This is a genomic window from Flexivirga lutea, assembly GCF_054778955.1.
In genome coordinates this window covers 672238-694515 of record NZ_BAAGZB010000001.1, presented here as the reverse complement: position 1 = coordinate 694515, position 22278 = coordinate 672238, and the positions used below count along the sequence as shown (strand labels likewise).

The following is a 22278-nucleotide window of genomic DNA, read 5'->3' as shown; positions in this document are numbered from 1 at the left end:
TCAGTGGTCCGCGTTCGTCGGGAAGCCCAGGTCGATCTTCGAGCTGCCCGGGTCGGGCCAGCGGCTGGTAACGACCTTGCGCCGGGTGCAGAAGTTGATGCCCTCGGGGCCGTACATGTGGGTGTCGCCGAACAACGAGGCCTTCCAGCCGCCGAAGGAGTAGTAACCGACCGGCACCGGGATCGGTACGTTGACGCCGATCATGCCGACCTGCACATCGCGCTGGAAACGTCGCACCGCACCACCGTCACGGGTGAAGATCGCTGTGCCATTGGCGAATTGGTGGCTGTTGATCAGGTCCAGGCCCTTGTCGAAGTTGTCGACACGCACGATCGCGAGCACCGGGCCGAAGATCTCGTCGGTGTAGGCGACGTTCTCCGGGCTCACGTCGTCCAGCAGCGTGCAGCCCAGGAAGAAGCCGTTCTCGCTGCGGCCGGTCCGGCCGTCGACGACGACCTTGGCCCCCTGCTGTTCTCCGCGGTCGATGTAGTCGATCACCTTTTCGCGATGCTCGGCGGTGATCAGCGGGCCCATCTCGGAACCCTCCTGGTCACCTGGACCGATCCGCAGAGAGGGGAGCCGCTCCTTGATCGCGTCGATCAGCGGGTCGGCGACCGAGCCGACCGCGACGATGACCGAGATCGCCATACAACGCTCGCCCGCGGCACCGTATGCCGCCGAAACCGCTGCGTCCGCAGCGACTTCCAGGTCCGCGTCCGGCAGCACCATCATGTGGTTCTTCGCGCCACCGAGCGCCTGGACGCGCTTGCCCGCCTTGGTGCCGGTCTCGTAGATGTACTGCGCGATGGGGGTGGACCCGACGAAGCTGATGGCGTCGACCTGCGGGTGCTGCAGCAGGCCGTCGACCGCGACCTTGTCGCCCTGCAGCACAGTGAAGACACCGTCCGGCAGGCCGGCCTGCCGCCACAGGTCGGCGAGCAGGAGCGAGACCGAGGGATCCTTCTCGCTCGGCTTGAGGATGAAGGCGTTGCCGCACGCGATGGCGTTGGCGCACATCCACAGCGGAACCATCAGTGGGAAGTTGAAGGGGGTGATGCCGGCGATGACACCGACCGGTTGACGGATCGAATAGACGTCGACTCCCGTGGACGCCTGCTCGGAGAACTCGCCCTTCATCAGATTTGTCACGCCACAGGCGTATTCGACATTCTCCAGCCCGCGCGCGACCTCGCCGGCGGCGTCGGAGAGCACCTTGCCGTGCTCGGAGGTCACCACGGCGGCCAGCTCGTCGGTGTGCGCGGCAAGCAGCTCACGGAACGCGAAGAGCACCTTGGTGCGTGTGGCGAGCGAGGTGTGGCTCCAGGAGTCGGCCGCGGCGCGGGCCGAGGCAACGGCGGCATCCACGTCGGCCGACGTCGCGAGCGCCAGCTCGGCCGTCTGCTCTCCGGTGGCCGGGTTGTGAACGGGTGAGGTCTCGGACGAGCTGCCTGCGGTGAGTTTCCCGTCGATCCAGTGCTGTACGTGTTCCATGCCGCGAACGTTACGTGCCATCACTTGCCGGCACAATAGGCATTATGTAATGTCACATAAGTGATGGATGTGCTGGCGAGACACCTGACGGCACCCACGGCACACGGCCTCGCCGACGCCGTGGCACGCGCCGTGGCGTCCGGGGCGCTCGAGCCCGGCGTGCGCCTGCCGTCGATCCGCACCATCGCGGAGTCGTTGCAGCTGTCCCCGACGACCGTGAGTTCGGCGTGGGCGACGTTGCGCCGCGCCGGCACGATCCGCACCGACGGCCGGCACGGCTCGTTCATCGCCGAGGTGGCCACGCCCCTGTCCAGCGGACGCTATCGACGGGCGGTGGGCGACCCGGTCGACTTCGCGCTGGATCTGTCGACCGGCGTGCCCGACCCGCGGCTGTTGCCGTCGTGGGGCGACGCACTGCGAGCGCTCGGTGACAATTCGTCGCTGCACAGCTATCTGGACGACCCGGTGGTGCCCGAGCTGGGGGACGTCATCCGCAGCACCTGGCCCTGCTCCCCGGAACAGCTCACGATCGTCGACGGTGCCACCGACGCCGTGGCGGCGATCCTCGCGCAGCTGGGCGGGTTCGGCACCCGTGTGGCCATCGAGAACCCGGCGTTCCCACCGTTTCTCGACCTGTTGGAGAGCCTGGGCATGCGACCGGTCCCTGTCGAGCTGGACGAGCACGGCCCGGTGCCTGCCAGCCTGTCGGCGGCGCTCGCCGACGGTGCCGACCTCGTCGTGCTGCAACCGCGCGGGCAGAACCCGACCGGTGTCTCGCTGGTCCCCCGGCGAGCCCGGGAACTCGCGGACATCCTCGCGCCCACCGGGGCGCACGTGGTCGAGGACGACTCCCTGGACGGGATTGCCGGCACCGAACTGGTCAGCCTGAGCAGCCTGCTGCCCGATCGGGTGCTGCACGTCCGCAGCTTCTCCAAGGCCTACGGGCCGGACCTGCGCCTGGCCGCGATCGGCGGTCCGTCCCGGGTGGTCGGACCGATCCAGGAACGCCGCCAACTCGGGCAGGGCTGGTCCAGTCGCCTGCTGCAGCGTCTTCTGCTGCGACTGCTCACCGATCCCTCGAGTCAGGGTGAGGTGGCGACGGCACGGGCGACATACACCTCGCGCCGGCAGGGCCTGGTCCGCGCACTGGACGCCGAAGGCGTCACTGTTGGCGGCGACGACGGCATCAACATCTGGGTGCCGGTGTTGCACGAGGTGTCCGCCCTGCAGAGCCTGGCAGCGAACGGCATTGGTGCTGCGGCGGGTTCGCCGTTCCAGGTGGGCACCGACGCGGCTCACCGTGCACCGCACATCCGGGTCACCGCCGGGCTGGTCGCCGCGAACGTGGAGCAAGTCGCCTCCGCGCTCGGTGTCGCTGCCCGGGTGGGTGGCCCGATCGGTCGGTGAACTCCACCGAGTTCTCCGGACGTCCGTCGAGTGGAGTCCGGATTGTCCGCGGATCGCGCGCCGATGCCGGCCCTGTGGAAGAACGGGGCGCGGCTCGGTCAGCCGGAGTGAACGGCGGGATCAGATGACGCCGAGCGCCACCATCGCGTCCGCAACCTTGATGTATGCCGCCAGGTTGGCACCGATGACGTAGTCCCCCGGGTGGCCGACCGCCTCGGCCTGCGTCACACAGGTCTCGTGGATGCTGCGCATGATCTCCTGCAGCCGTTCCTCGGTCTGCGCGAAGCTCCAGGAGTCGCGGCTGGCGTTCTGCTGCATCTCCAGCGCGCTGGTGGCGACACCGCCGGCGTTGGCGGCCTTGCCGGGCGCGAAGAGCACCCCGGCATCGCGCAGGACGGCAGCAGCGGCCGGAGTGGTCGGCATGTTCGCACCCTCGGCGACCAGCCGAACGCCGTGGGACACCAACGTTTTGGCGTCCGCCTCGTCCAGTTCGTTCTGTGTCGCGCACGGCAGCGCGACCTGGCACGGGACGTCCCAGATGGATCCGTCGGCGCTGAATCGGGCGCGACTGCCGACCTGATCGACATACTCCGAAACCCGCCCCCGGCGGACCTCCTTGATCTCCTGGAGCACCTCCAGATCGACTCCCTGCTCGTCGACGACATACCCGCTGGAGTCGGAGACGGCCACGACCCTGCCGCCCAACTGGTGCACCTTCTCGACGGCATACAGGGCGACGTTGCCGGTGCCGGAGACGACGACCGACATACCGTCCAGTGAGCTGTCCTTCGCCGCGAGCATCTCCTGGGCGAAGAACACGGTGCCGTAACCGGTGGCCTCGGTGCGCACCTGCGAGCCGCCCCAGGACAGGCCTTTGCCGGTGAGCACGCCGGACTCGTAGCGGTTGGTGATGCGCTTGTACTGGCCGAAGAGGTAACCGATCTCCCGACCACCGACGCCGATGTCGCCGGCGGGCACGTCGGTGTATTCGCCGATGTGGCGGTAGAGCTCGGTCATGAACGACTGGCAGAAGCGCATCACCTCGGCGTCACTGCAGCCCTTGGGGTCGAAGTCCGAGCCGCCCTTGCCGCCGCCGATCGGCATACCGGTGAGTGCGTTCTTGAAGATCTGCTCGAAGCCGAGGAACTTCACGATCGACAGGTTGACGCTCGGGTGGAAGCGCAGGCCACCCTTGTAGGGGCCGAGCGCGGAGTTGAACTCGACCCGGAAGCCGCGGTTGACGCGCACCTCGCCGCTGTCATCGACCCAGGGCACACGGAAGATCACTTGGCGCTCGGGTTCGCAGATCCGTTGCAGGATCGACCATTGCGCGTACGAGGAGTGCTTGTCGGCCAGCGGTGTCAGGCTCTCCATCACCTCGTGGACGGCCTGCTGGAACTCCGCCTCGCCGGGGTTGCGGGCGAGCACGTCGTCGAACATCGGACGGAAGGTGGGGTGCAAGGAACTCACGCGCCGCACTGTAGGCGTTCTGCCGAGCCGACGTCGGCGGCGTTCACTTCGTGGCCTCCGGCACGGCCCGCGTGGGTGAGGCAGGTCGCCACATTTCCATGACCGAGAGGTCAGAGGATCGCCTCCAGTTCGAGACGCAGGTTGTCGGCCCAGCGCGCGCGGGTTGCCGGCAACGTCGGCAGTCCGGGCGGTGCTTCCTCCGTGGCACGTGCTGCGAACGTCATCCCGGCCGCCGCCATCAACGACACCAGATCGGCCGGGTCACGACCGGCGAGCGCCGGCTCCGTCGCGAAGAACTCCAGTGCCGTCGGCCCCAGGCTGCCGCTCATCGCGCAGTCCATCGCGAGCAACGCGTGATCCATCCAGCGTGCGCCGCGCCGCACCTGGCCCCAGTCGATCAGCACATCACGCTGGTCTCCGAAGATCAGATTGTCGGCCCGAACGTCCCACTGCAGCAACGCTTCCCCGTCGATCAATGCGACTGCCCGCTCCGCGTGGGCCGCCAGCTCGTCATGATGCTTCGCCCACCACGGGTCGACCTGGTCGAGCCGATCCGCGAGCAGCTTCCAACCGTCACTGAAGATCGGTGATGCACGGGCGGGCTCCACCCAGTCCGAGACGATGCCGTCGAGGACTGGGCGGACTGCTGAGAGCACCCCGCTCGCACGGCGCAGGTCCTCGGTTGACCACGGCACATCGGGTACTGCGCCGGGCAGGTCCTCGATGAGCAGCGCGACCCACTGCCCGTCGTCATACGCATCGATCAGCCTGGGCAGGTTCGGGTGGTCCGGTAGCACAACCAGGATCCGCGCTTCGTCTCGCAACAACTCCGGCGTGATGGGGTTGAGTTCCGGACCGCACGCCTTGACGAAAACTGTTGCGCCCGAGACAGATCGCACGCGCGCGGCTGGGCCCGGCGACATACCACCGATGCAGTCCGTCATGGCGGCGAGTTCTCCCCCAATCCGCTCGGCAACCCATCGACGGACATGGTGCGGCGTGTCTGCGAAACCGAGTCGGACGCCCCGCGCGTGCTGATGTCGACTCACGCCCGTCCTCTCTTCGGACGACGGCTGCGCCGCACAATGTATGCCGTGGGCGTGACGCCGTTGTAACGGATCACGCGCTCCCCCGAGATCTTCAATCCCCTTGCGTGCGCGACAGATTCGGCGAAAACACGTTTGTCGTCCGATAGCAGCACCGCTCGCCCGTCGGCGGTCAGCACCCGCTCGATTTCGCGCAGGATCGCCGGGTAGAGCGACTTGTTGAGCTCGTTGCTGCCGATGCGCTTACCGAACGGCAGGTCGCTCACCACGCGGTCGATGCTGCCGTCGTCGAGGGGAAGATCAGTCGCGTCCGCCTCGAGCACTGAAACCGCCTGTCCCACGGACAGATTCGCGGCATTCTCGTGGGCAAGGCGCGTCGCTTCCGGATCTCGATCGATGCTGTATGCCGGACCACCACGCAACAACGCATCGACGATCGGCACCGTGCCGACACCGGCACACTGGTCGAGCAGCACATCGCCGGTGCTCAGCTTTGCCAGCCGCAACAAGCCCGCCGCCACCGGCCCGGGAGTCGTCGCCGGCAAACGCTGGAGCTGCCCGATGCGCCGCGACCAGTGCCACGAGCCCAGGTCGATCCGCCCGCCATCCACGTCGACGTTGAGCACCCAGTCGCTCGGATCGTTGCGCCAGCCGAGCGCTTCGATGCGCGTAATCCACTCCGACCGCGCGCCCGGATCCTTGGCGTGCACCCGGAAGCTCGGGGTCGGCACGCCCACCAGCTCGGCGGCCGCGATCACCGAATTGTCATCGGACAGTGGCAGGCCCACACGGTCGACCATCGCCGGCAATTTGTCCGGCGTCAGCGCTTCGACGCAGCGGATCAGACCCGGCGCGAGCAGTTCCGACCGCACGTCCTCCCGGTCGCGCAGGTCCCCGCGCACGAGATCCTCAAGCCCCACCGGACAGGTCAGCAACAGCGGGGTCGTCATACCAGCGAGCCTATCCGCCGTGTTTGCAGGCGACCGGCATCCCTAAATCAACACCTACTGGCGCAATCTCCGTTGAGCCGGGATTTGCAGCATGCCCAGCGCGCTCCATAGCCCGCGATCGGCATACTCGACCGACGACCGGCAACTTCCAGCATGCCCAGCGCGGTGCATAGCCCGCGATTGGCATACCCGAAACGCGAAACGGCCCGGCCGCACACGAAGTGCGACCGGGCCGTCGTCGGCTTGCTACCGGAGGATCAGTCCTCCGCGGCGACCGGCTCGGCGTCCGCCGAACCCTCGCTGCTCTTGTCACCGTCGTTGCCACGGCCGCGACCGCCGCGACGGCGGTTGCGCTTGCGCGGCTCACGATCCGACGCGTCGTCGGTCTGCGACTCCGGCGCCTCGGACGATGCCTCCGAGACTGCGTCCGCAGTCGGAGCGTCGACTGCCGGCGCCTCGTCCGAAGCGGCGGCGTCCGAGCCTGAACTCTCCTCGACGACCGCGAGCGACAGCTTGCCGCGCGGGTCGATCTCCTTGAGCTCGACCTGGACCTTCTGGCCGATCTTGAGCACGTCCTCGACGGCGTCGATCCGCTTGCCGCCGACCAGCTTGCGCACCTCGGAGATGTGCAGCAGGCCGTCCTTGCCCGGCAGCAACGACACGAACGCACCGAACGTCGTCGTCTTCACGACGGTGCCCAGGAAGCGCTCGCCCACCTCGGGCATCTGCGGGTTGGCGATCGCGTTGACCGCGGCACGCGCGGCCTCGGCGGACGGGCCGTCGGTGGCGCCGATGTAGACGGTGCCGTCGTCCTCGATGGACAGGTCGGCGCCGGTGTCCTCCTGGATCTGGTTGATCATCTTGCCCTTCGGGCCGATGACCTCGCCGATCTTGTCGACCGGGATCTTCACCGCGATGACGCGCGGGGCGAACGGCGACATCTCGTCGGGAGCGTCGATCGCCTCGTGCATCACATCCAGAATGTGCAGGCGCGCGTCGCGGGCCTGGGTCAGCGCACCGGCCAGGACGTCGGCGGGGATGCCGGCGAGCTTGGTGTCCAGCTGGATGGCGGTGACGAACTCACGCGTGCCGGCGACCTTGAAGTCCATGTCACCGAACGCGTCCTCGGCACCGAGAATGTCGGTCATTGCGGCATATTCGGTCTTGCCGTCGACCTCGGCCGACACCAGACCCATCGCGATGCCCGCGACCGGCGCACGCAGCGGCACACCGGCGTTGAGCAGCGACAGCGTCGACGCACAGACCGAACCCATCGACGTCGAGCCGTTGGAGCTCAACGCCTCCGACACCTGACGGATCGCGTAGGGGAACTCCTCGCGGGTCGGCAGCACCGGCATCAGCGCACGCTCGGCGAGCGCACCGTGGCCGATCTCGCGACGCTTCGGCGACCCGACGCGGCCGGTCTCACCGGTGGAGTAGGGCGGGAAGTTGTAGTTGTGCATGTAGCGCTTGCGCGACACCGGCGACAACGTGTCCAGCTGCTGCTCCATGCGCAGCATGTTCAGGGTGGTGACACCCATGATCTGGGTCTCGCCGCGCTCGAACAGCGCCGAACCGTGCACCCGCGGCAGCACCTCGACCTCGGCCGACAGCGCACGGATGTCCGCCAGGCCACGGCCGTCGATGCGCACCTTCTCGCGCAGGATGCGCTCGCGCACCAGCTTCTTCTGCACCGCACGGTATGCCGCGGAGATCTCCTTCTCGCGGCCCTCGAACGGGGTGCCCTCCCCGGCGAGCTCGGCCTTGAGCTCCTCCTTGTAGGCGTCCAGCTGCGACTCGCGGTCCTGCTTGTCCGCGATGGACAGCAGGCCACGCAGCTTCTCGCTCGCGGCAGACTCGACAGCGTTGTAGGTGTCGTCCTCGTAGTCGAGGAAGAGGGGGAACTCCTGGACCGGCTTCGCGGCGGCCTCGGCCAGCTGGCTCTGCGCCTCGCACAGCACCCGGATGAAGCCCTTGGCGGCCTCCAGGCCCTGCGCGACGATCTCCTCGGTCGGTGCCTGCTTGCCTTGGTTCTTGACCAGGTCCCAGGTCGACTCGTTGGACTCGGCCTCGACCATCATGATCGCGACGTCGTCACCGACGACCCGACCGGCGACGACCATGTCGAACACCGAGCGCTCCAGGTCGGAGTAGTTGGGGAACGCAACCCACTGTCCGTCGATCAGCGACACCCGGGTGGCACCGATCGGGCCGGAGAACGGCAGACCCGAGATCTGCGTCGACGCCGAGGCGCCGTTGATCGCGAGCACGTCGTACTGGTGGTCGGGGTTCTGCGCGAGCACCGTGATGACGACCTGGACTTCGTTGCGCAGTCCCTTGACAAAGGCCGGACGCAGCGGGCGGTCGATCAGCCGGCAGGTCAGGATCGCGTCGGTCGACGGACGACCCTCGCGACGGAAGAAGCTGCCCGGGATCTTGCCCGCGGCATACATCCGCTCCTCGACGTCGACGGTGAGCGGGAAGAAGTCGAAATGGTCCTTGGGCTGCTTGCCCGCGGCCGTGGTGGACAGCAACGTCGTCTCGTCGTCCAGGTAGGCGACGACCGCACCGGCTGCCTGCTTGGCCAGCCGCCCGGTCTCGAAACGGACCGTGCGGGTGCCGAACGTGCCGTTGTCGATGACGGCTTCGGCGAAAGTGATCTCTGGACCCTCCATTGGGCCCTCCTGTTCTTTTTCAATGAGGTCCACGCATCGTCGTTGTGCGTGGTTCTTCACACGTTCACGGGTGTATGCCGCGAGTCGGCCGCATCCTTGTCGGGCCGGCGGGCAGCACCCGCCTACGACAACAAGGCGGTCACCGGATGGGTAACCGCCTTGTCGGCATAAGTCTGGCGATGGTCAGCGGCGCAGGCCGAGACGCTTGATCAGCGAGCGGTAGCGCTCGATGTCGACGTCCTCGAGGTAACGCAGCATGCGCTTGCGCTTGCCGACCAGCAGCAGCAGGCCGCGCCGGCTGTGGTGGTCGTGCGGGTGCTGACGGGAGTGCTCGGTCAGGTCCTTGATGCGCTGCGTGAGCATCGCGATCTGGACCTCGGGCGAACCGGTGTCGCCCTCTTTGGTCGCGTAGTCGGTCATGATCTGCGCCTTGGTGGCGGTGTCCAGAGGCATGAGTGGGCGATCTCCGTTCGTCTCTTGGTTGCGCGGTGCTCCTGGGCATGTCCACCAGGGCGCTCTTGGTCCGCGGCCGGTTGCACGGCGAGGCAAGGTTATCAGCCGGACGGGGTGCCGCCCTAATCCGCCGGGGACGAACCGGCAGCGCTGCCTCGCGCTCGTGCGCCATACGCTCTAATGGACCATCATGAGTCCGACTGGGAAGACCGAGCGAAGCCGCTACGAAGCCGAGGTCGCGGCGTATGTCGAGGCCGGCGGCGACGAGCAGGTGCAGCGCGTCGTCACCGCCGTCCACGGCCTGGCCCGGCGCCTGTCGCAGTGGTACACCCAGAACCTCTCCGACCTGGATCTGACCGCCGGCGAGTGGGCCGTCATCCGCCACCTGGCGGCGGAGGCCGACGATCACATCTCGACTCCGTCCCAGCTGGCCGAGACCGCCGCGGTCGCACCGTCGTCGATGACCCACCGGCTGGACCGGATGGCCGAGCGCGGGCTGATCGAACGCGAACCGGACCAGGACAACCGCACGCGCATCCTGGTGCACCTGACCCGCGACGGCTGGGAGATGTTCCGCCAGGTGGTGCGTGAGTCCGACATGGTCGAGTCCGACGTGCTCGCCCAGGTCCCGGCGAACCAGCGCGACAAGCTGGCGCAGCTGCTCGAGTTGGCCATCGCGGGCCTCGACGACGCGCTCAAGTAGATCCAGTCCCTCACCGAGACGACCGTCCACCAGCGACAGGACCGGCGTTTCGGGGCAGTTGTGCTCCGAAACGCCGGTCCTGCCGGTACTACAACGGTCCGCTCGGCGCAGCGGGAGCGAAGGCTGCAGCGCGCCGGACGCGGGTCAGCGACCCGAACGCAGTCGGCGTCGCAGCCCGGCTCCGGCCAGGGCCGCACCACCGAGCACTGCCGCGCCGGCGAACAGCACAACGGTGTTGCCGTTGCCGGCCGACGGACCGTCGGTGATGATCGGCGGGCCGGTGGTCGTCGAGGTCGCGGCGGCACTGGAGGTGGCCGACGCGCTCTGGCTCGCAGTGCCGGTCGCGGTCGACGTCGGAGCGCTCGGTGCGCAACGCAGTGCCGGTGCGGTGGCGGTGCCACCGGCGGTGATCTTCAGGTAGGGCACCTGGCTGTAGGCCAGCAGCGCCTGGGCGGTGGCCCGGTGCTCCTTGTCGCCCGGCGTCGCCTTGGCGCCCTTGGCCACCTGCGCGTCGAAGGACTTCTTGTCGAAGGCGATGCCGCCTCGCAGCGCCGCCGGGGCGGAGCAACCGAACTGCAAGCTCTGCACGAAGCTCTTGGCCTTGGCCGCCTCCGCCGTCCGACCGGCGAGCGCGAATGCGACCGCGGCCAGTCCGGTGCTGTTGGTGTTGGCGCCGGAGACCGCCGCGGGTTCGATGACGCCGCCGTTTGCCTGCTGCTGACCGGCGATGAAGTTGACCGCCTTGGTGAGCTGGGCCTGGTGGCCGCCGGCGGCGGCCAGCGCCTGCACCGCGAGTGACGTGGCGTCCGTGTCGCCGGATGCCGTCGAACACTTCGAGTCCGAGAGCGTCATCCGGAAGCCACCGTCGGCGCACTGCTGCTGGAGCAGGAAGTCGACTGCCTTGGCGTCGGTCTGGCCGGCGCGGATCAGGCCGACGATCGCCAGTGACTGGCCGATGGTGTTGGAGTAGTCGCCATACTGCGACGTGTCCTTGAACTGCCCCGTGGACTGCTCCAGCGACTTCAGGTCCTTCAGGTAGGCGGCGGTGGGCAGACCTTGCGCCTGCGCGAACACCAGCAACTTGGCGGTAGCTCCCGCATACGCCTCGTGCGGGTCGCCACCGGTGCGGTAGGCCGCCGCGTTCTTGGTGACGTATGCCGCCGCCCGCTGCGCCTCGGACTGTCCGGTCCGGGCCGAGTCCAGGCCGAGGATCGCGTCGATCGTCAGGCCGTAGTCGGCGTAGCTGGCGGTGCCGGCACTGACCGAGAAGTGGTCGCCACCGGCGGCCAGTTGCTGCGCCAGGAAATGTGCCCCGGTCGCGCCGTCCGGCTGGGCCGCCCGCGCCGGTGCGGCCGCCGCGAAGCCGGTCAGGCCGACACAGGCCAAGGCGAGGGCGCCCGTGAGACCCGCACGGGTGCGAAGAGTCGATGTCATTGAGTGAGTGCCTTCCACGAGATCACGCGGCCCGCAGAAGTGTGCGCCGGGCAGTCTCGCGGAGCCGCGACGAGATAGCCGGTGGACGCACAGGTGCTCCGGCTCGCCGACGGGGTATGACACCCGGTCGGCACACGGTTGCGGGTCAGCGCCGGATTCGCACCGGCTTTCCCTGCATGTTCGCGTCCAGTGCGGAGCTTAGCGGCAGGCGGTGACCGCTCCGCGACCACCGTCCCCGCGAGAGTCGCGAGCGATGCACGCGCGCGCCGCCCTCCGCCACACCTCGATCGCGAAAGTCGCGAGCAATGCACGCGCGCGGGACAGGAACCAGCTTCAGGAACGCGGGAACCAGATGCCGATCTCGCGCTCGGCGGACTCGGGAGAATCCGAGCCGTGGACGATGTTCTGCTGCACCGGCAGGCCCCAGTCGCGGCCGAGGTCGCCCCGGATGCTGCCGGGTGCCGCGCCGGTCGGGTCGGTGGCGCCGGCGAGCGCACGGAAGCCTTCGATGACCCGCTCGCCCGTCACGATCGCGAAGGTCGCCGGACCGCTGGCCATGAAGTCCACCAGCGGCTGGTAGAACGGCTTGCCCTCGTGCTCGGCGTAGTGCTGCGCGAGCCGGTCACGGTCCGCGGTCATGATCTGCAACGTGTCCAGCGTGTAGCCCTTCGCCTCGATGCGGCGCAGGACCTCGCCGGTGAGGCCGCGGGCGAATCCATCGGGCTTGACGATGACGAGGGTTCGTTCCATGGCTCACATTCAAGCGGACGCCGGGTATGGCGGGCACGCTGGGGCCGTCCGCTACGGCGGACCGGGGATGCGGCTATGCCGCGACCTTGCCGAGCACCAGCAGGCCGAAGAGGAAGACGGCCAGCGCGATCCGGTAGTAGACGAACGGCCGGAAGTTGTGGTGCGAGATGTACCGCATGAACCACGCCACCACGGCGTAGCCCACGATGAACGCCAGCACGGTGGCGATCGCGATCTGCCCCCAGCCGTCGCCGTCGCTGCCGTGCAGGTCCTTGAGCTCGAAGAGCCCCGACACCACGACCGCGGGTATGGCGAGCAGGAACGAGTAACGGGCCGCGGAACTGCGGGTGTAGCCCATGAAGAGTCCACCGGAGATGGTGCCGCCGGACCGGGACACTCCGGGGATGAGGGCCAGCGCCTGCCAGAGGCCGAAGCGGATGCCGTCCTTGACGTCGAGGTCGTCGAGCGTCTTGCCGTGCTCCTCCTCGTGATCCGCGCCGTGCCCCCGGTCGTCCACCGACGCGTCCGCGACGGCGATGACGATGGCGAAGATCAGCAGCATGCTGGCGGTCACCCACAGGTTGCGCAGCGGCCCCTCGATGAAGCCCTTGAAGACCAGGCCGAGGATGCCGATCGGGATGGTGCCGACGATGACCAACCAGCCCATCCGGGCATCGGGGTCCGAACGCGGCACCTTGCCGGCGACCGACAGCGCCCACTGCTTGAGGATCTGGACGATGTCCCGCCAGAAATAGACGATCACGGCGGTCTCGGTGCCCAGTTGGTTGACCGCGGTGAATGCCGAGCCGCCACCGTCGTTGCCCCAGAAGAGGCGCCCGACGATGAGTTGGTGGGCGGAGGACGAGATCGGCAGGAACTCGGTCAGTCCCTGCACGATCCCCAGCACGATCGCTTCGAACCAGGTCATTCCGGAGGCGTCTCCTCGTGGCGGGCGGTCAAGGCGTCCATCTTGCGGCCCTGGACCAGGGCGGTGACCCACAGTGCCAGGAACATCACGCCGACGACGAACATCATCGGCAACACGAAACCCGCGAGCAACGTCGCGATCTCGACGATCCAGCCGAGCGTCACGCCCCACGGCCGGCGCAGCGTGCCCGCCGCGACGACGCACAGGACGGCCAGCACCAGGCCGATCACCAGGTATGACGTGTGGGCCGTGTCGTGCTGCGCCTTGGCGATCGCCCAGGCGACGAGCGCGCCGAGGAAGACCACCACGGTCTGCGACCCGACGACGATGCCCGCGAAGCGGCGCGTCATACGGTCGCCGACGCCGTGGACGAGAACGTTGCCGATCAGCCCACTCCCGGCGCTCATGCCTGAGTGACGCCGAGCAGCGCTCGGACGTCGGCGGCGGTCTGGATCGACCCGGTGGCCAGCACGCCACCGGCGACGCCGCCCTCGTCGGCGAGCTCCGCGGCGCGGTCGATCGCGTCGGCCATGCCGGGCACGACATCGACGCGGTCCTCGCCGAAGATCTCGACGGCGACGGCACCCAGGTCCTCGGGCCGCATGCTGCGGTGCGACGAGTTGCGAGTGATCACCACGTGATCCAGGACGGGTTCCAACGTCGAGAGCATGTCCTCGGCATCCTTGTCGGCGAAGATCGCCAGCACCCCGACCAGTTTCACGAAGGTGAACGAGTCGTTGAGTGCGTCGCGCAACGCACGGATACCGGCGGCGTTGTGCGCCGCGTCGACCAGCACGGTCGGCGAGCGCCGGACGATCTCCAGCCGGCCGGGTGAGTCGAGATCGGCCACGGCGGCGCGCAGCACGTCGATGTCGAGCGCCCGCTCTCCCCCGCCGAGGAACGCCTCCGCCGCGGCGACGGCCGTCGCGACGTTGTGCGCCTGGTGGTCGCCGAAGAGCGGCACGTAGAGCTCCGGGTAGACCGCTGCCAATCCTTGGACAGTCAGCTGCTGGCCGCCGACGGCCTGGTCGCGTTCGAGCACTTCGAAGTCGATGCCCTCACGCTTGGCCGAACCGCCCACCTCGGCGACGCGCTCGGCGATGAGTTCGTCGACGCCGGGCTCCTGATTGCCGACGACGGTGATGGCGCCGTCCTTGATGATGCCGCGCTTCTCCAGGGTGATCTCCTCGACCGTCGAGCCGAGCAGCCGGGTGTGGTCCAACGAGACGGGCGTGATGACCGCGACGTCACCGTCGGCGACATTGGTGGCGTCCCACTGCCCGCCGAGTCCCACCTCGACGATCGCGACGTCGACCGGTGCGTCGGCGAAGGCGGCGTAGGCCATCACCACCAGGATCTCGAAGTACGTCGTCGTGGGCTCCCCCGCCGCGCGGGCCTCGTGGTCGATGATCTCGACGTAGGGCAGCACGTCGTCATACGTCGCGATGAAGCGTTCGGGGTCGATCGGCTTGCCGTTCAACGCGATCCGCTCGCGCACGTTGTGCAGGTGCGGCGAGGTGAAGCGACCGGTGGACAGGCCGGTCTCGCGCAGGATCCGCTCGACCGCACGGGTCGTGGTCGTCTTTCCGTTGGTGCCGGTCAGATGCACCATCGGGAAGGAATGCTGTGGGTCACCGAGCAGCTCCATGATGCGGCGCACGCGCTCGAGCGACGGCTCCGGGCTGGACTCGGGCGTCCGTCCCAGGATCGCCTCCTCCACCTCCCGCAACCGCTTGCGGATCTCCAGCTGATGCGCGGCTTCGCGCTGCGCGGCGTCGGGTCGACCACTAGCCATGTGCACCATCCAACACCGTCGCGTCGGGGTCGTCGTCGAGTGGCAGGTGGATCCACACCGAGTCGGGCACACCGCCGCCGGTGCTCTCCCGCCCGGTCTCGGTGAAGCCGTAGTGCTCGTAGAAGCCGCGCGCGTGGTCGTTGCCGTCCAGGTAGGAGAGCACCATCTCGTCATACCCGTCGGCCTTCGCCTTGGCGATGGCCGCGCGCATCAGCATGCCGCCGACGCCGGCGCTCTGGAACTCCGGCAGCACGTACAGCTTCCACAACGCCAGATGCCCGTCGAGCGGCCCGACGGACGTCATACCGACGATGTCACCGTCGTATTCGGCGACCGTGACCCGGCCGGCGCGTATGGCGGGGATCGTCGCGTCGGCGGTCCACCACTTGGCCAGGCCCATCGCGACGTAGTCCTCGCCCGCGATCGGCCCGTAAGTGGCCGGCCAGGTCTGCTGGCCGACCTCGATCACACCCTGGAGGTCGTCACCGGTCGCTGCCCGCAGCAGCACACCGCTTGCCACCTTCATCGCTACTTCCCCTCTGCCGCAGATCCCGTTGCGGCGTGCGCGGGAGACTCGACGCGCTTGACCGAGATCGACACGTGCTTGCCGCCACCCAGGTCGGCGTCGACGGCGTCCGGCAGCTCGTGCCCCGCCCCCGCCGACCCGAACTGCACCGCCAGCGTCTCACGCATGATCAACTGCTGGTGGGTGACGGTCGCCTGCCAGGCGTCGTCGTCGCCGGCCACGCCGAGGCTGATCCGGTCGCTCACGTCGAGGCCGGCGTCCCGGCGGGCCTGCTGCACCGCCCGGATGATGTCGCGGGCCACGCCTTCGATGCGCAACTCGTCGGTGACGTCGGTGTCCAGCACCACGAAGCCGCCGCCGGGCAGCATCGCCGGCACCTGGCCGGCCTGCGCCTGGTCGGTGACGACCGACACGAGAGTGAATTCGCCCTCCTGCAAGGGCAACCCGCCGCTCGTCACCGTGCCGTCCTCGGCGACGGACCAGTCGCCGGACTTGCTGCCCTTGATGGCGCGCTGGACATCCTTGCCGAGACGCGGGCCGGCCGCGCGGGCGTTGACGGTGAGCTTCTGCTCGATGCCGAAGTCGGCCTCGCTGGCCTCGGCCAGATCGACCAGTCGCACCTCGCGCACGTTGACCTCGTCGGCGATCAGGTCGCTGAAGTCGCCCAGGGTCGCGGCGTCGTCGACGACGACCGTCAGCGCGGCCAGTGGCAGGCGCACGCGCAGCTGCTGCGCCTTGCGCACCGCCAGCGTCGTCGAGCAGACCGCGCGGGCACGGTCCATCGCCGCGACGAGTCGCTCGTCGGCGGGCAGGTCGGTGGCGACCGGCCAGTCGGTGAGGTGGACCGACCGGCCACCGGTCAACCCGCGCCATACCTGCTCGGTGGTGAAGGGCAGCAGCGGTGCGGCGACCCGGCAGACGGTCTCCAGCACGGTGTAGAGCGTGTCGAAGGCCGCCTGCGAGTCGTCGTCCGCGCCCCCCGTGGACCAGAAGCGTTCGCGGGACCGGCGGATGTACCAGTTGGTGAGCACGTCCAGGAAGGTCTGCACCGCGTCGCACGCACCGGCGACGTTGAACTCGTCCAGGTTCATGCGGACGGTCTCGACCAGCTCCCTGGTCTTGGCCAGCACGTAGCGGTCCATCACGTTGGCCGAGTCGGTGCGCCAACTTCCTTGCGCCCCAGCGGCGTTCGCATAGAGGCTGAAGAAGTACCAGCTGCTCCACAGCGGCAACAGCACCTGCCGGACACCGTCGCGGATGCCCTGCTCGGTGACGATGAGGTTGCCGCCGCGCAGGATCGGGCTGCTCATCAGGAACCAGCGCATCGCGTCCGCGCCGTCACGGTCGAAGACCTCGGACACATCGGGGTAGTTGCCCAGGGACTTGGACATCTTCTGGCCGTCGCTGCCCAGCACGATGCCGTGGCAGATGACGTTCTTGAACGCCGGACGGTCGAACAGGGCCGTGGCCAGGATGTGCAGCGTGTAGAACCAGCCGCGCGTCTGGCCGATGTATTCGACGATGAAGTCGGCCGGGTAGTGGTGCTCGAACCATTCGGCGTTCTCGAAGGGGTAGTGCACCTGGCCGTAGGGCATCGACCCGGAGTCGAACCACACGTCCAGCACGTCCTCGACCCGCCGCATCGTCGACTTCCCTGTCGGGTCATCGGGATTGGGCCGGGTCAGCTGGTCGATGCCGGGGCGATGCAGGTCCTCGACCGCAACCCCGAAGTCGCGCTCGAGCTCCTCGAAGGACCCGTAGACATCGATGCGTGGGTATGCCGGGTCGTCGGACTTCCAGACCGGCACCGGGCTGCCCCAGAACCGGTTGCGGGTGATCGACCAGTCGCGGGCGTTGGCCAGCCACTTGCCGAACTGACCGTCCTTGACGTTGCCGGGCACCCAGTTGATCTCCTGGTTGTGCGCGAGCATGCGTTCCTTGAACGCCGTGACGTTGACGAACCAGGAGCTGACTCCCTTGTAGATCAACGGGTTCCGGCACCGCCAGCAGTGCGGGTAGGAGTGCTCGTAGGTCTCGCGCCGGAGCAGGACCGTGCCGGGCGTGACGCTCCCCGCGCTGGTCGAGTAGGGCGAGCCGTTAGGCGAGGCCGTATCGAGGCCCGCGGCGTGGTCTCGATACGCTCCCCCGCTTCGCTCCTCCGCTACTCGACCGGCGCTGGTGGCGGCCTTGAGATCGTCGATGATGTGCGGGTTCGCGTCGAAGACGAGCATGCCCTCGTATTCGGTCACCGGGTGGGTGAAGCGACCGTCGGGACCGACCGGCATGACCGGCTTGATGCCCTCACGTTCGGTGACGATCATGTCGTCCTCACCGAACGCGCCGGCGCTGTGCACCAGGCCGGTGCCGTCCGTGGTGGTGACGAAGTCGGCCGGGACGACGCGGAAGGCGTTGTCGTGGTCGGTGAAGTAGGTGAACGGCGGCGCATAGACCGACTCGAGCAGGTCATTGCCGGTCAGCCGGGCGACGACATACGGCTCGGGGTCGGCCTTGGCTTCACCGAAGAGCTCCTTGGCGTATGCCGCCAGCCGCGCGTGCGCGATGACATAACGCTGGGCGGTGCCGGTCGGCAGGTCCGTCTCGACGACGACGTAGTCGATGTCCGGCCCGACCATCACTGCGAGGTTGGACGGCAGCGTCCACGGCGTGGTGGTCCAGGTGAGGAAGTAGGCGCCCTGCAAGACATCCACTGTGCTGCTGGTGCAACGGAACCCGACGGTGACGGCCGGATCCTGCCGCATCTGGTAGACGTCCTCGTCCATCCGCAGCTCATGGTTGGACAGTGGGGTCTCGTCGTTCCAGCAGTAGGGCAGCACCCGGAAGCCCTCGTAGATCAGCCCCTTGTCGTAGAGCTGCTTGAAGACCCAGATCACCGACTCCATGTAGTCGGGGTTCAGTGTCTTGTAGTCCTTGTCGAAGTCGACCCAGCGGCCCATCCGCTCGACATACTCACGCCACTCGTCGGTGTAACGCAGCACCGAGGCGCGGGCCGCCGCGTTGAACTTGTCGACCCCCATCTCGACGATCTCGTCCTTGGTCTTCAGACCGAGCTGCTTCATCGCCTCCAGTTCGGCGGGCAACCCGTGGGTGTCCCAGCCGAACCGGCGCTCGACCCGCTTGCCACGCATGGTCTGGTAGCGCGGGATGAGGTCCTTGACGTAGCCGGTGAGCAGGTGGCCGTAGTGCGGCAGGCCGTTGGCGAACGGCGGACCATCGTAGAAGACGAACTCGTTGTCGCCGTTCTTCCCGGGCTCGCGCTGCTCGACCGACGCACGGAAGGTGTCGTCGGCCGCCCAGTACTCGCGCACGGCCTTCTCGATCGACGGGAAGTCCGCCGACGACGAGACTCCGTGCGGTTCGGATGCGGTCAGATCGACCTTCGGATAGGTCATGCGAGTGCTTCTCTTTCGCGGTCGGCTCGTCCTGCTCGAGGACGACGCCTGCCCCTCGGGCCGGCACCGCGGTACCACCTCGCTTGTCGTATGGCGAAAGGCCTCTCGTCATACGACCGCTCGTGCATGAGCTGTGACGGGCTCGTCCCGTCCGGTTCTACTGGGCGACAGGCGCTGTTCTTCCGGAAGCTCGCCGCTGATGACGGCTCGAACGCTGGTGCCGTCAGTCTATTCGCCCGGCCCGTGCGTATCCAACTCGATTGCACCTTCCCCGCCGCGTCGTGCGGAGCCGAGACGATCGAACTCCTGGTCGGGTCGGCGTCATTCGTCAGGCAAGCCTGCCGTCGGGTCGAGCCTGCCAGGTGCCGCAAGACGCCCCTGTCCCGGTGAAGAATCCGGACGGCTCTTACGGGATCGGCCGTTGCCACGCAGAAGCCGGGTAGCGTCCTGACCTGCGGGGTCACCGTTCATGGAACGTCAATCGAAACAGGTAGTTGACTGCTTCACGTCTGGAGCTCAAAGTCGACTGCATGGGTGAGGACCGTGAAGCGGAGCAGAACGTTGAGGACCTCGCCCGGCACCTCTTGGCGCTGGAGACCAAGGGTGTCGATGCATGGGGGTTGGAGCTGCTCTCGTCAGAGAAGCGATCGAACTTCTTCAGGTCATGGGGCGACACGAGCGACTCCATCCGGCGCGCATACCGGCAGCGCGCACCCCAAGTGATTGCCGGCCGGCACAACGACGAAGGTGCCGACAAGTAGCTGCACTTCGAGCCGTGATCCTGTTGTGGCACGCTCCGCGTGACGATCGGCTATCGGTTCGTCGATGGGTCGATCTCGCCGGTAAGCGTGCCTATCGGCGCAGACGGTCGTCGCGGCTCGCGAACACCGGCCTGGCCCGGCGAGGCCGACCAGTGAACGACGAGCGGATCCCAACGCCTGGAACTGGATCCGGCAGGTGGTTGTTGCTCGGTGATCCAGTAATCGTCGGGCCAGGTCAGAGCAGTCATTGGCGGTCCATCCGGGTCCGGTTGCGCGAGCTTGAGGCCGGCGACGTGGGCCACCCGGGCCGCGTCGCGGACATGCAGACCGACGACGTCGGGTACCTCAACGATGTTGGCGTAACGCGAAGAATCACGGGACATGTACGGCGAACCTCCTTGGAACCATCGTCCACCCGATCACGGCGACCGCCAAGGATGAAACTGCCCGGCAGGGCGTGCCAGATGAGGATCCGCTTGCGGTGTGACAGGCGGACGAAGTGCCCGGACCCCGGCCGGCCAAACATTCCGCTCAGAAGTCATGCCTCGATCCTCAGCTTGATCGCGTCTCCTGCGCCGCGTCCTCGGGCAGCCACTCAGCGGCGTAGTCGGCCGCGGCGCCGATGGACGAGACAGCGGCGCGAGCCAACGGAGTTCGCACCCGATAAGGGCTCCTGCGGACGGGCTGCGCAGGCGTCGCCGCCGAGCGGTGTTCGTCAGTCACAAGTCACAGGGGCAGGTTCGCCGTCACGGAAGCGCACGCGATGACTAGGACGCGCTAAAGGTGGCGTTCAGAACGAATCCTGCGACAACCAGCCCGAACCCCAGCACCACGATCGCGACCCAGCTAGCAACACGCTTTTTTCGCACCGCTGTGCGGATGCTGTCGCGGGCCTCGTCGACAGTATGGACCGGCCCCAGGCTGATGCCTGCCGCCTTGCCCACCATGGCGATGGTCACCGCCACGGCCAGCGCGATGAACGGGGTCAGGACGACGCCGGGGGCCTGCTTGTCCTTCGGGGTGACCAGAGCGATCGCGGCCCCGTATGCCGTCGCGATGGAGAACGCCGCGGTCACGATGGCGGCGTGAGGTTGACCCCGTTCGGTGGACATCCTGATCGTCAGGCATTGGCCTGGCAGGGAAGGATGCCCTTATGGGTGCCAAGAGGAAGAGTTACACCCCGAAGTACCGACAGGAGGCCGCGCACTTGGTCATCGATACCGGTCGCACGATCGCGGCGGTCGCTCGAGAGATCGGTGTCGGGGAGCAGTTGCTGGGCAGGTGGGTCGCGATCGAACGTTCGAGGATGGACGACTCACCCGAGGCGATAGACGCCGACGAGCGGGCCGAGCTGGTCCGGTTACAACGTGAGGTGGCCGAGCTGCGGATGGACCGGGAGTTCTTGAAAAAAGCAGCGGCCTTCTTCGCAGTCGAGAACTCGAATCCGAGCAGGCGTTCGCAGTGATCGAGGCGGAGAAGGCAACCCCTGACATGCCACCGGTGGCACGGATGGCCGATCTGCTGGGCGTGTCGCGGTCGGGGTATTACGCCTGGGTCGCCCGCCGAGCCGGCGCGCAGCTCGGTCCGCGCGCGGCGCGTCGTGCTGACTTGGTGGTGAAGATCAAGGTCGCCCACGACGCCTCGGACGGGGTCAACGGGGCGCCCCGGATTCTGGCGGACCTGCGCGCCGGCGGCGAGGTCGTCTCGCGTAAGACGGTCGCGAAGCTGATGCGAGCCAACGATATTCGCGGGATCAGCCCGCGACCCTGGCGGCCGGTCACCACGATCGCGGACCAGAACCCGCACGCGATCCCGGACCTGGTCGAGCGCCGGTTCGACCGTGGCGCACTCAACGTGGTGTGGACCTGCGACATCACCTACCTGCGGACCGGACAGGGTTGGTTATACCTGTGCGCGGTCCGTGACGGGTGTTCACGCCGGGTGCTCGGGTACGCCTTCGCCGACAACCTGCACACCGACCTGGTCGAGCAGGCGCTGCGTCGCGCGGTTACCTTCCGCGACCCGGCCACCGGACCGACCGCGAAGGTCATCTTCCACGCGGACCGAGGCTGTCAGTACACCTCCACCCAGCTCGCGGGCGTGGCCGAGGAGATCGACGTGCGCCTGTCCGTGGGCCGGACCGGAGTTTGCTGGGACAACGCACAGCAGGAATCATTCTGGTCCACGCTGAAAACCGAGTACTACCAGCGACACTCATTCGACACACACGCCGACGCGATCGCCGCCGTCAGCACCTGGATCGACACCGTTTACAACCATCGACGTCGGCACAGTGCGCTCGGCCAGATCAGCCCAGTAGCCTTCGAAAACACGCTCACCACCGCGGCCGACGAAGCCGCTTAACCCGATGTCCACAAAACGGGGTCAACCCCAGGCGCACGCGCCGTCGGCGGCGTCGAGAGACTTGCCGATCAGGTCAGGAAGTGCCTTGATGTAGATCTCTTCGTCAAACTGGGGT

General features: G+C 67.8%; 19 protein-coding genes. 4 read left to right on the top strand and 15 right to left on the bottom strand.

Annotation, left to right across the window (positions count from 1 at the left end; translation table 11 throughout):
* On the bottom strand, window positions 1–1491 hold the full coding sequence (locus ACYVBN_RS03360) for a CoA-acylating methylmalonate-semialdehyde dehydrogenase (protein WP_460599272.1): 1491 nt from the start codon (window positions 1489–1491) through the stop codon (window positions 1–3).
* A gap of 63 nt (window positions 1492–1554) precedes the next feature.
* Between ACYVBN_RS03360 and ACYVBN_RS03355 the strand changes: the two genes are divergently transcribed.
* Entirely contained in the window at window positions 1555–2898 is a 1344-nt protein-coding gene (locus ACYVBN_RS03355; RefSeq protein ID WP_460599792.1) for an aminotransferase-like domain-containing protein, read from the top strand.
* 120 nt (window positions 2899–3018) lie between these two features.
* Here ACYVBN_RS03355 and gdhA read toward each other — a convergent pair whose 3' ends face one another.
* From gdhA to rpsO, 5 genes are all read right to left on the bottom strand, one after another.
* Window positions 3019–4338, bottom strand: a complete 1320-nt coding sequence (gene gdhA, locus ACYVBN_RS03350; protein ID WP_460599791.1) for an NADP-specific glutamate dehydrogenase — start codon at window positions 4336–4338, stop codon at window positions 3019–3021.
* Window positions 4339–4478: 140 nt separating this feature from the next.
* Window positions 4479–5312, bottom strand: coding sequence for a protein kinase family protein (locus tag ACYVBN_RS03345; protein WP_460599271.1), 834 nt, complete (start codon window positions 5310–5312; stop codon window positions 4479–4481).
* A 101-nt stretch (window positions 5313–5413) separates the two neighbouring features.
* Window positions 5414–6364 carry a TRM11 family SAM-dependent methyltransferase gene (locus ACYVBN_RS03340; RefSeq protein WP_460599270.1) on the bottom strand — a complete coding sequence of 317 codons (951 nt, stop codon included), beginning with the start codon at window positions 6362–6364 and terminating at the stop codon, window positions 5414–5416.
* 257 nt (window positions 6365–6621) lie between these two features.
* Window positions 6622–9039, bottom strand: coding sequence for a polyribonucleotide nucleotidyltransferase (locus ACYVBN_RS03335; RefSeq protein ID WP_460599269.1), 2418 nt, complete (start codon window positions 9037–9039; stop codon window positions 6622–6624).
* Window positions 9040–9222: 183 nt separating this feature from the next.
* Window positions 9223–9492 carry a 30S ribosomal protein S15 gene (gene rpsO, locus ACYVBN_RS03330; RefSeq protein WP_440281263.1) on the bottom strand — a complete coding sequence of 90 codons (270 nt, stop codon included), beginning with the start codon at window positions 9490–9492 and terminating at the stop codon, window positions 9223–9225.
* Between the two features lie 190 nt (window positions 9493–9682).
* On the opposite strand from rpsO, the gene ACYVBN_RS03325 reads away from it, so the two are divergent.
* Window positions 9683–10195 carry a MarR family winged helix-turn-helix transcriptional regulator gene (locus ACYVBN_RS03325; RefSeq protein WP_440281262.1) on the top strand — a complete coding sequence of 171 codons (513 nt, stop codon included), beginning with the start codon at window positions 9683–9685 and terminating at the stop codon, window positions 10193–10195.
* Window positions 10196–10339: 144 nt separating this feature from the next.
* On the opposite strand, the gene ACYVBN_RS03320 is transcribed toward ACYVBN_RS03325, so the two are convergent.
* From ACYVBN_RS03320 to ileS, 7 genes are all read right to left on the bottom strand, one after another.
* Window positions 10340–11629 carry a prenyltransferase/squalene oxidase repeat-containing protein gene (locus ACYVBN_RS03320; RefSeq protein WP_460599268.1) on the bottom strand — a complete coding sequence of 430 codons (1290 nt, stop codon included), beginning with the start codon at window positions 11627–11629 and terminating at the stop codon, window positions 10340–10342.
* A gap of 333 nt (window positions 11630–11962) precedes the next feature.
* Window positions 11963–12379 carry a nucleoside-diphosphate kinase gene (ndk, locus tag ACYVBN_RS03315; RefSeq protein ID WP_440281260.1) on the bottom strand — a complete coding sequence of 139 codons (417 nt, stop codon included), beginning with the start codon at window positions 12377–12379 and terminating at the stop codon, window positions 11963–11965.
* Between the two features lie 73 nt (window positions 12380–12452).
* Entirely contained in the window at window positions 12453–13307 is an 855-nt protein-coding gene (locus ACYVBN_RS03310) for an undecaprenyl-diphosphate phosphatase (RefSeq protein WP_460599267.1), read from the bottom strand.
* Complete coding sequence (locus tag ACYVBN_RS03305) at window positions 13304–13714, bottom strand: DUF4233 domain-containing protein (RefSeq protein WP_460599266.1); 411 nt, start codon at window positions 13712–13714, stop codon at window positions 13304–13306. Before ACYVBN_RS03305 ends, ACYVBN_RS03310 begins: the two co-directional genes overlap by 4 nt.
* A complete protein-coding gene (locus tag ACYVBN_RS03300; protein WP_460599265.1) occupies window positions 13711–15102 on the bottom strand; it encodes a bifunctional folylpolyglutamate synthase/dihydrofolate synthase in 1392 nt (463 codons plus the stop codon). The genes ACYVBN_RS03305 and ACYVBN_RS03300 overlap by 4 nt, the downstream gene beginning before the upstream one ends.
* Complete coding sequence (locus ACYVBN_RS03295; protein WP_460599264.1) at window positions 15095–15628, bottom strand: GNAT family N-acetyltransferase; 534 nt, start codon at window positions 15626–15628, stop codon at window positions 15095–15097. The genes ACYVBN_RS03300 and ACYVBN_RS03295 overlap by 8 nt, the downstream gene beginning before the upstream one ends.
* A 2-nt stretch (window positions 15629–15630) precedes the next feature.
* Entirely contained in the window at window positions 15631–19038 is a 3408-nt protein-coding gene (gene ileS / locus ACYVBN_RS03290) for an isoleucine--tRNA ligase (RefSeq protein ID WP_460599263.1), read from the bottom strand.
* A 530-nt stretch (window positions 19039–19568) separates the two neighbouring features.
* Between ileS and ACYVBN_RS03285 the strand changes: the two genes are divergently transcribed.
* Window positions 19569–19799 (top strand): hypothetical protein, encoded by a 231-nt coding sequence (locus tag ACYVBN_RS03285; RefSeq protein WP_460599262.1) that lies wholly within the window; start codon window positions 19569–19571, stop codon window positions 19797–19799.
* A gap of 50 nt (window positions 19800–19849) precedes the next feature.
* On the opposite strand, the gene ACYVBN_RS03280 is transcribed toward ACYVBN_RS03285, so the two are convergent.
* Together ACYVBN_RS03280 and ACYVBN_RS03275 are read right to left on the bottom strand one after the other, a co-directional pair.
* Entirely contained in the window at window positions 19850–20182 is a 333-nt protein-coding gene (locus tag ACYVBN_RS03280) for a PASTA domain-containing protein (protein WP_460599261.1), read from the bottom strand.
* Window positions 20183–20566: 384 nt separating this feature from the next.
* On the bottom strand, window positions 20567–20875 hold the full coding sequence (locus ACYVBN_RS03275) for a hypothetical protein (protein WP_460599260.1): 309 nt from the start codon (window positions 20873–20875) through the stop codon (window positions 20567–20569).
* Between the two features lie 77 nt (window positions 20876–20952).
* Between ACYVBN_RS03275 and ACYVBN_RS03270 the strand changes: the two genes are divergently transcribed.
* Window positions 20953–22163 (top strand): IS3 family transposase gene (locus ACYVBN_RS03270; protein WP_460599259.1). Its coding sequence is split into 2 segments (ribosomal slippage): window positions 20953–21205 and window positions 21205–22163, totalling 1212 coding nucleotides; the frame shifts between segments, so codons are not numbered across the junction.
* Window positions 22164–22278: the final 115 nt, after the last annotated feature.

Excerpts from the sequence above, each read along its gene's own strand:
- ACYVBN_RS03355 (WP_460599792.1), top strand. The coding sequence starts at position 1,555 with ATGGATGTGCTGGCGAGACACCTGACGGCACCCACGGCACACGGCCTC.
- ACYVBN_RS03305 (WP_460599266.1), bottom strand. The coding sequence starts at position 13,714 with ATGAGCGCCGGGAGTGGGCTGATCGGCAACGTTCTCGTCCACGGCGTC.
- ACYVBN_RS03295 (WP_460599264.1), bottom strand. The coding sequence starts at position 15,628 with ATGAAGGTGGCAAGCGGTGTGCTGCTGCGGGCAGCGACCGGTGACGAC.
- ACYVBN_RS03360 (WP_460599272.1), bottom strand. The coding sequence starts at position 1,491 with ATGGAACACGTACAGCACTGGATCGACGGGAAACTCACCGCAGGCAGC.
- ndk (WP_440281260.1), bottom strand. The coding sequence starts at position 12,379 with ATGGAACGAACCCTCGTCATCGTCAAGCCCGATGGATTCGCCCGCGGC.
- ACYVBN_RS03310 (WP_460599267.1), bottom strand. The coding sequence starts at position 13,307 with ATGACCTGGTTCGAAGCGATCGTGCTGGGGATCGTGCAGGGACTGACC.
- ACYVBN_RS03335 (WP_460599269.1), bottom strand. The coding sequence starts at position 9,039 with ATGGAGGGTCCAGAGATCACTTTCGCCGAAGCCGTCATCGACAACGGC.
- ileS (WP_460599263.1), bottom strand. The coding sequence starts at position 19,038 with ATGACCTATCCGAAGGTCGATCTGACCGCATCCGAACCGCACGGAGTC.
- ACYVBN_RS03280 (WP_460599261.1), bottom strand. The coding sequence starts at position 20,182 with ATGTCCCGTGATTCTTCGCGTTACGCCAACATCGTTGAGGTACCCGAC.
- ACYVBN_RS03345 (WP_460599271.1), bottom strand. The coding sequence starts at position 5,312 with ATGACGGACTGCATCGGTGGTATGTCGCCGGGCCCAGCCGCGCGCGTG.
- gdhA (WP_460599791.1), bottom strand. The coding sequence starts at position 4,338 with ATGTTCGACGACGTGCTCGCCCGCAACCCCGGCGAGGCGGAGTTCCAG.
- rpsO (WP_440281263.1), bottom strand. The coding sequence starts at position 9,492 with ATGCCTCTGGACACCGCCACCAAGGCGCAGATCATGACCGACTACGCG.
- ACYVBN_RS03285 (WP_460599262.1), top strand. The coding sequence starts at position 19,569 with ATGGGTGAGGACCGTGAAGCGGAGCAGAACGTTGAGGACCTCGCCCGG.
- ACYVBN_RS03325 (WP_440281262.1), top strand. The coding sequence starts at position 9,683 with ATGAGTCCGACTGGGAAGACCGAGCGAAGCCGCTACGAAGCCGAGGTC.
- ACYVBN_RS03300 (WP_460599265.1), bottom strand. The coding sequence starts at position 15,102 with ATGGCTAGTGGTCGACCCGACGCCGCGCAGCGCGAAGCCGCGCATCAG.
- ACYVBN_RS03320 (WP_460599268.1), bottom strand. The coding sequence starts at position 11,629 with ATGACATCGACTCTTCGCACCCGTGCGGGTCTCACGGGCGCCCTCGCC.
- ACYVBN_RS03340 (WP_460599270.1), bottom strand. The coding sequence starts at position 6,364 with ATGACGACCCCGCTGTTGCTGACCTGTCCGGTGGGGCTTGAGGATCTC.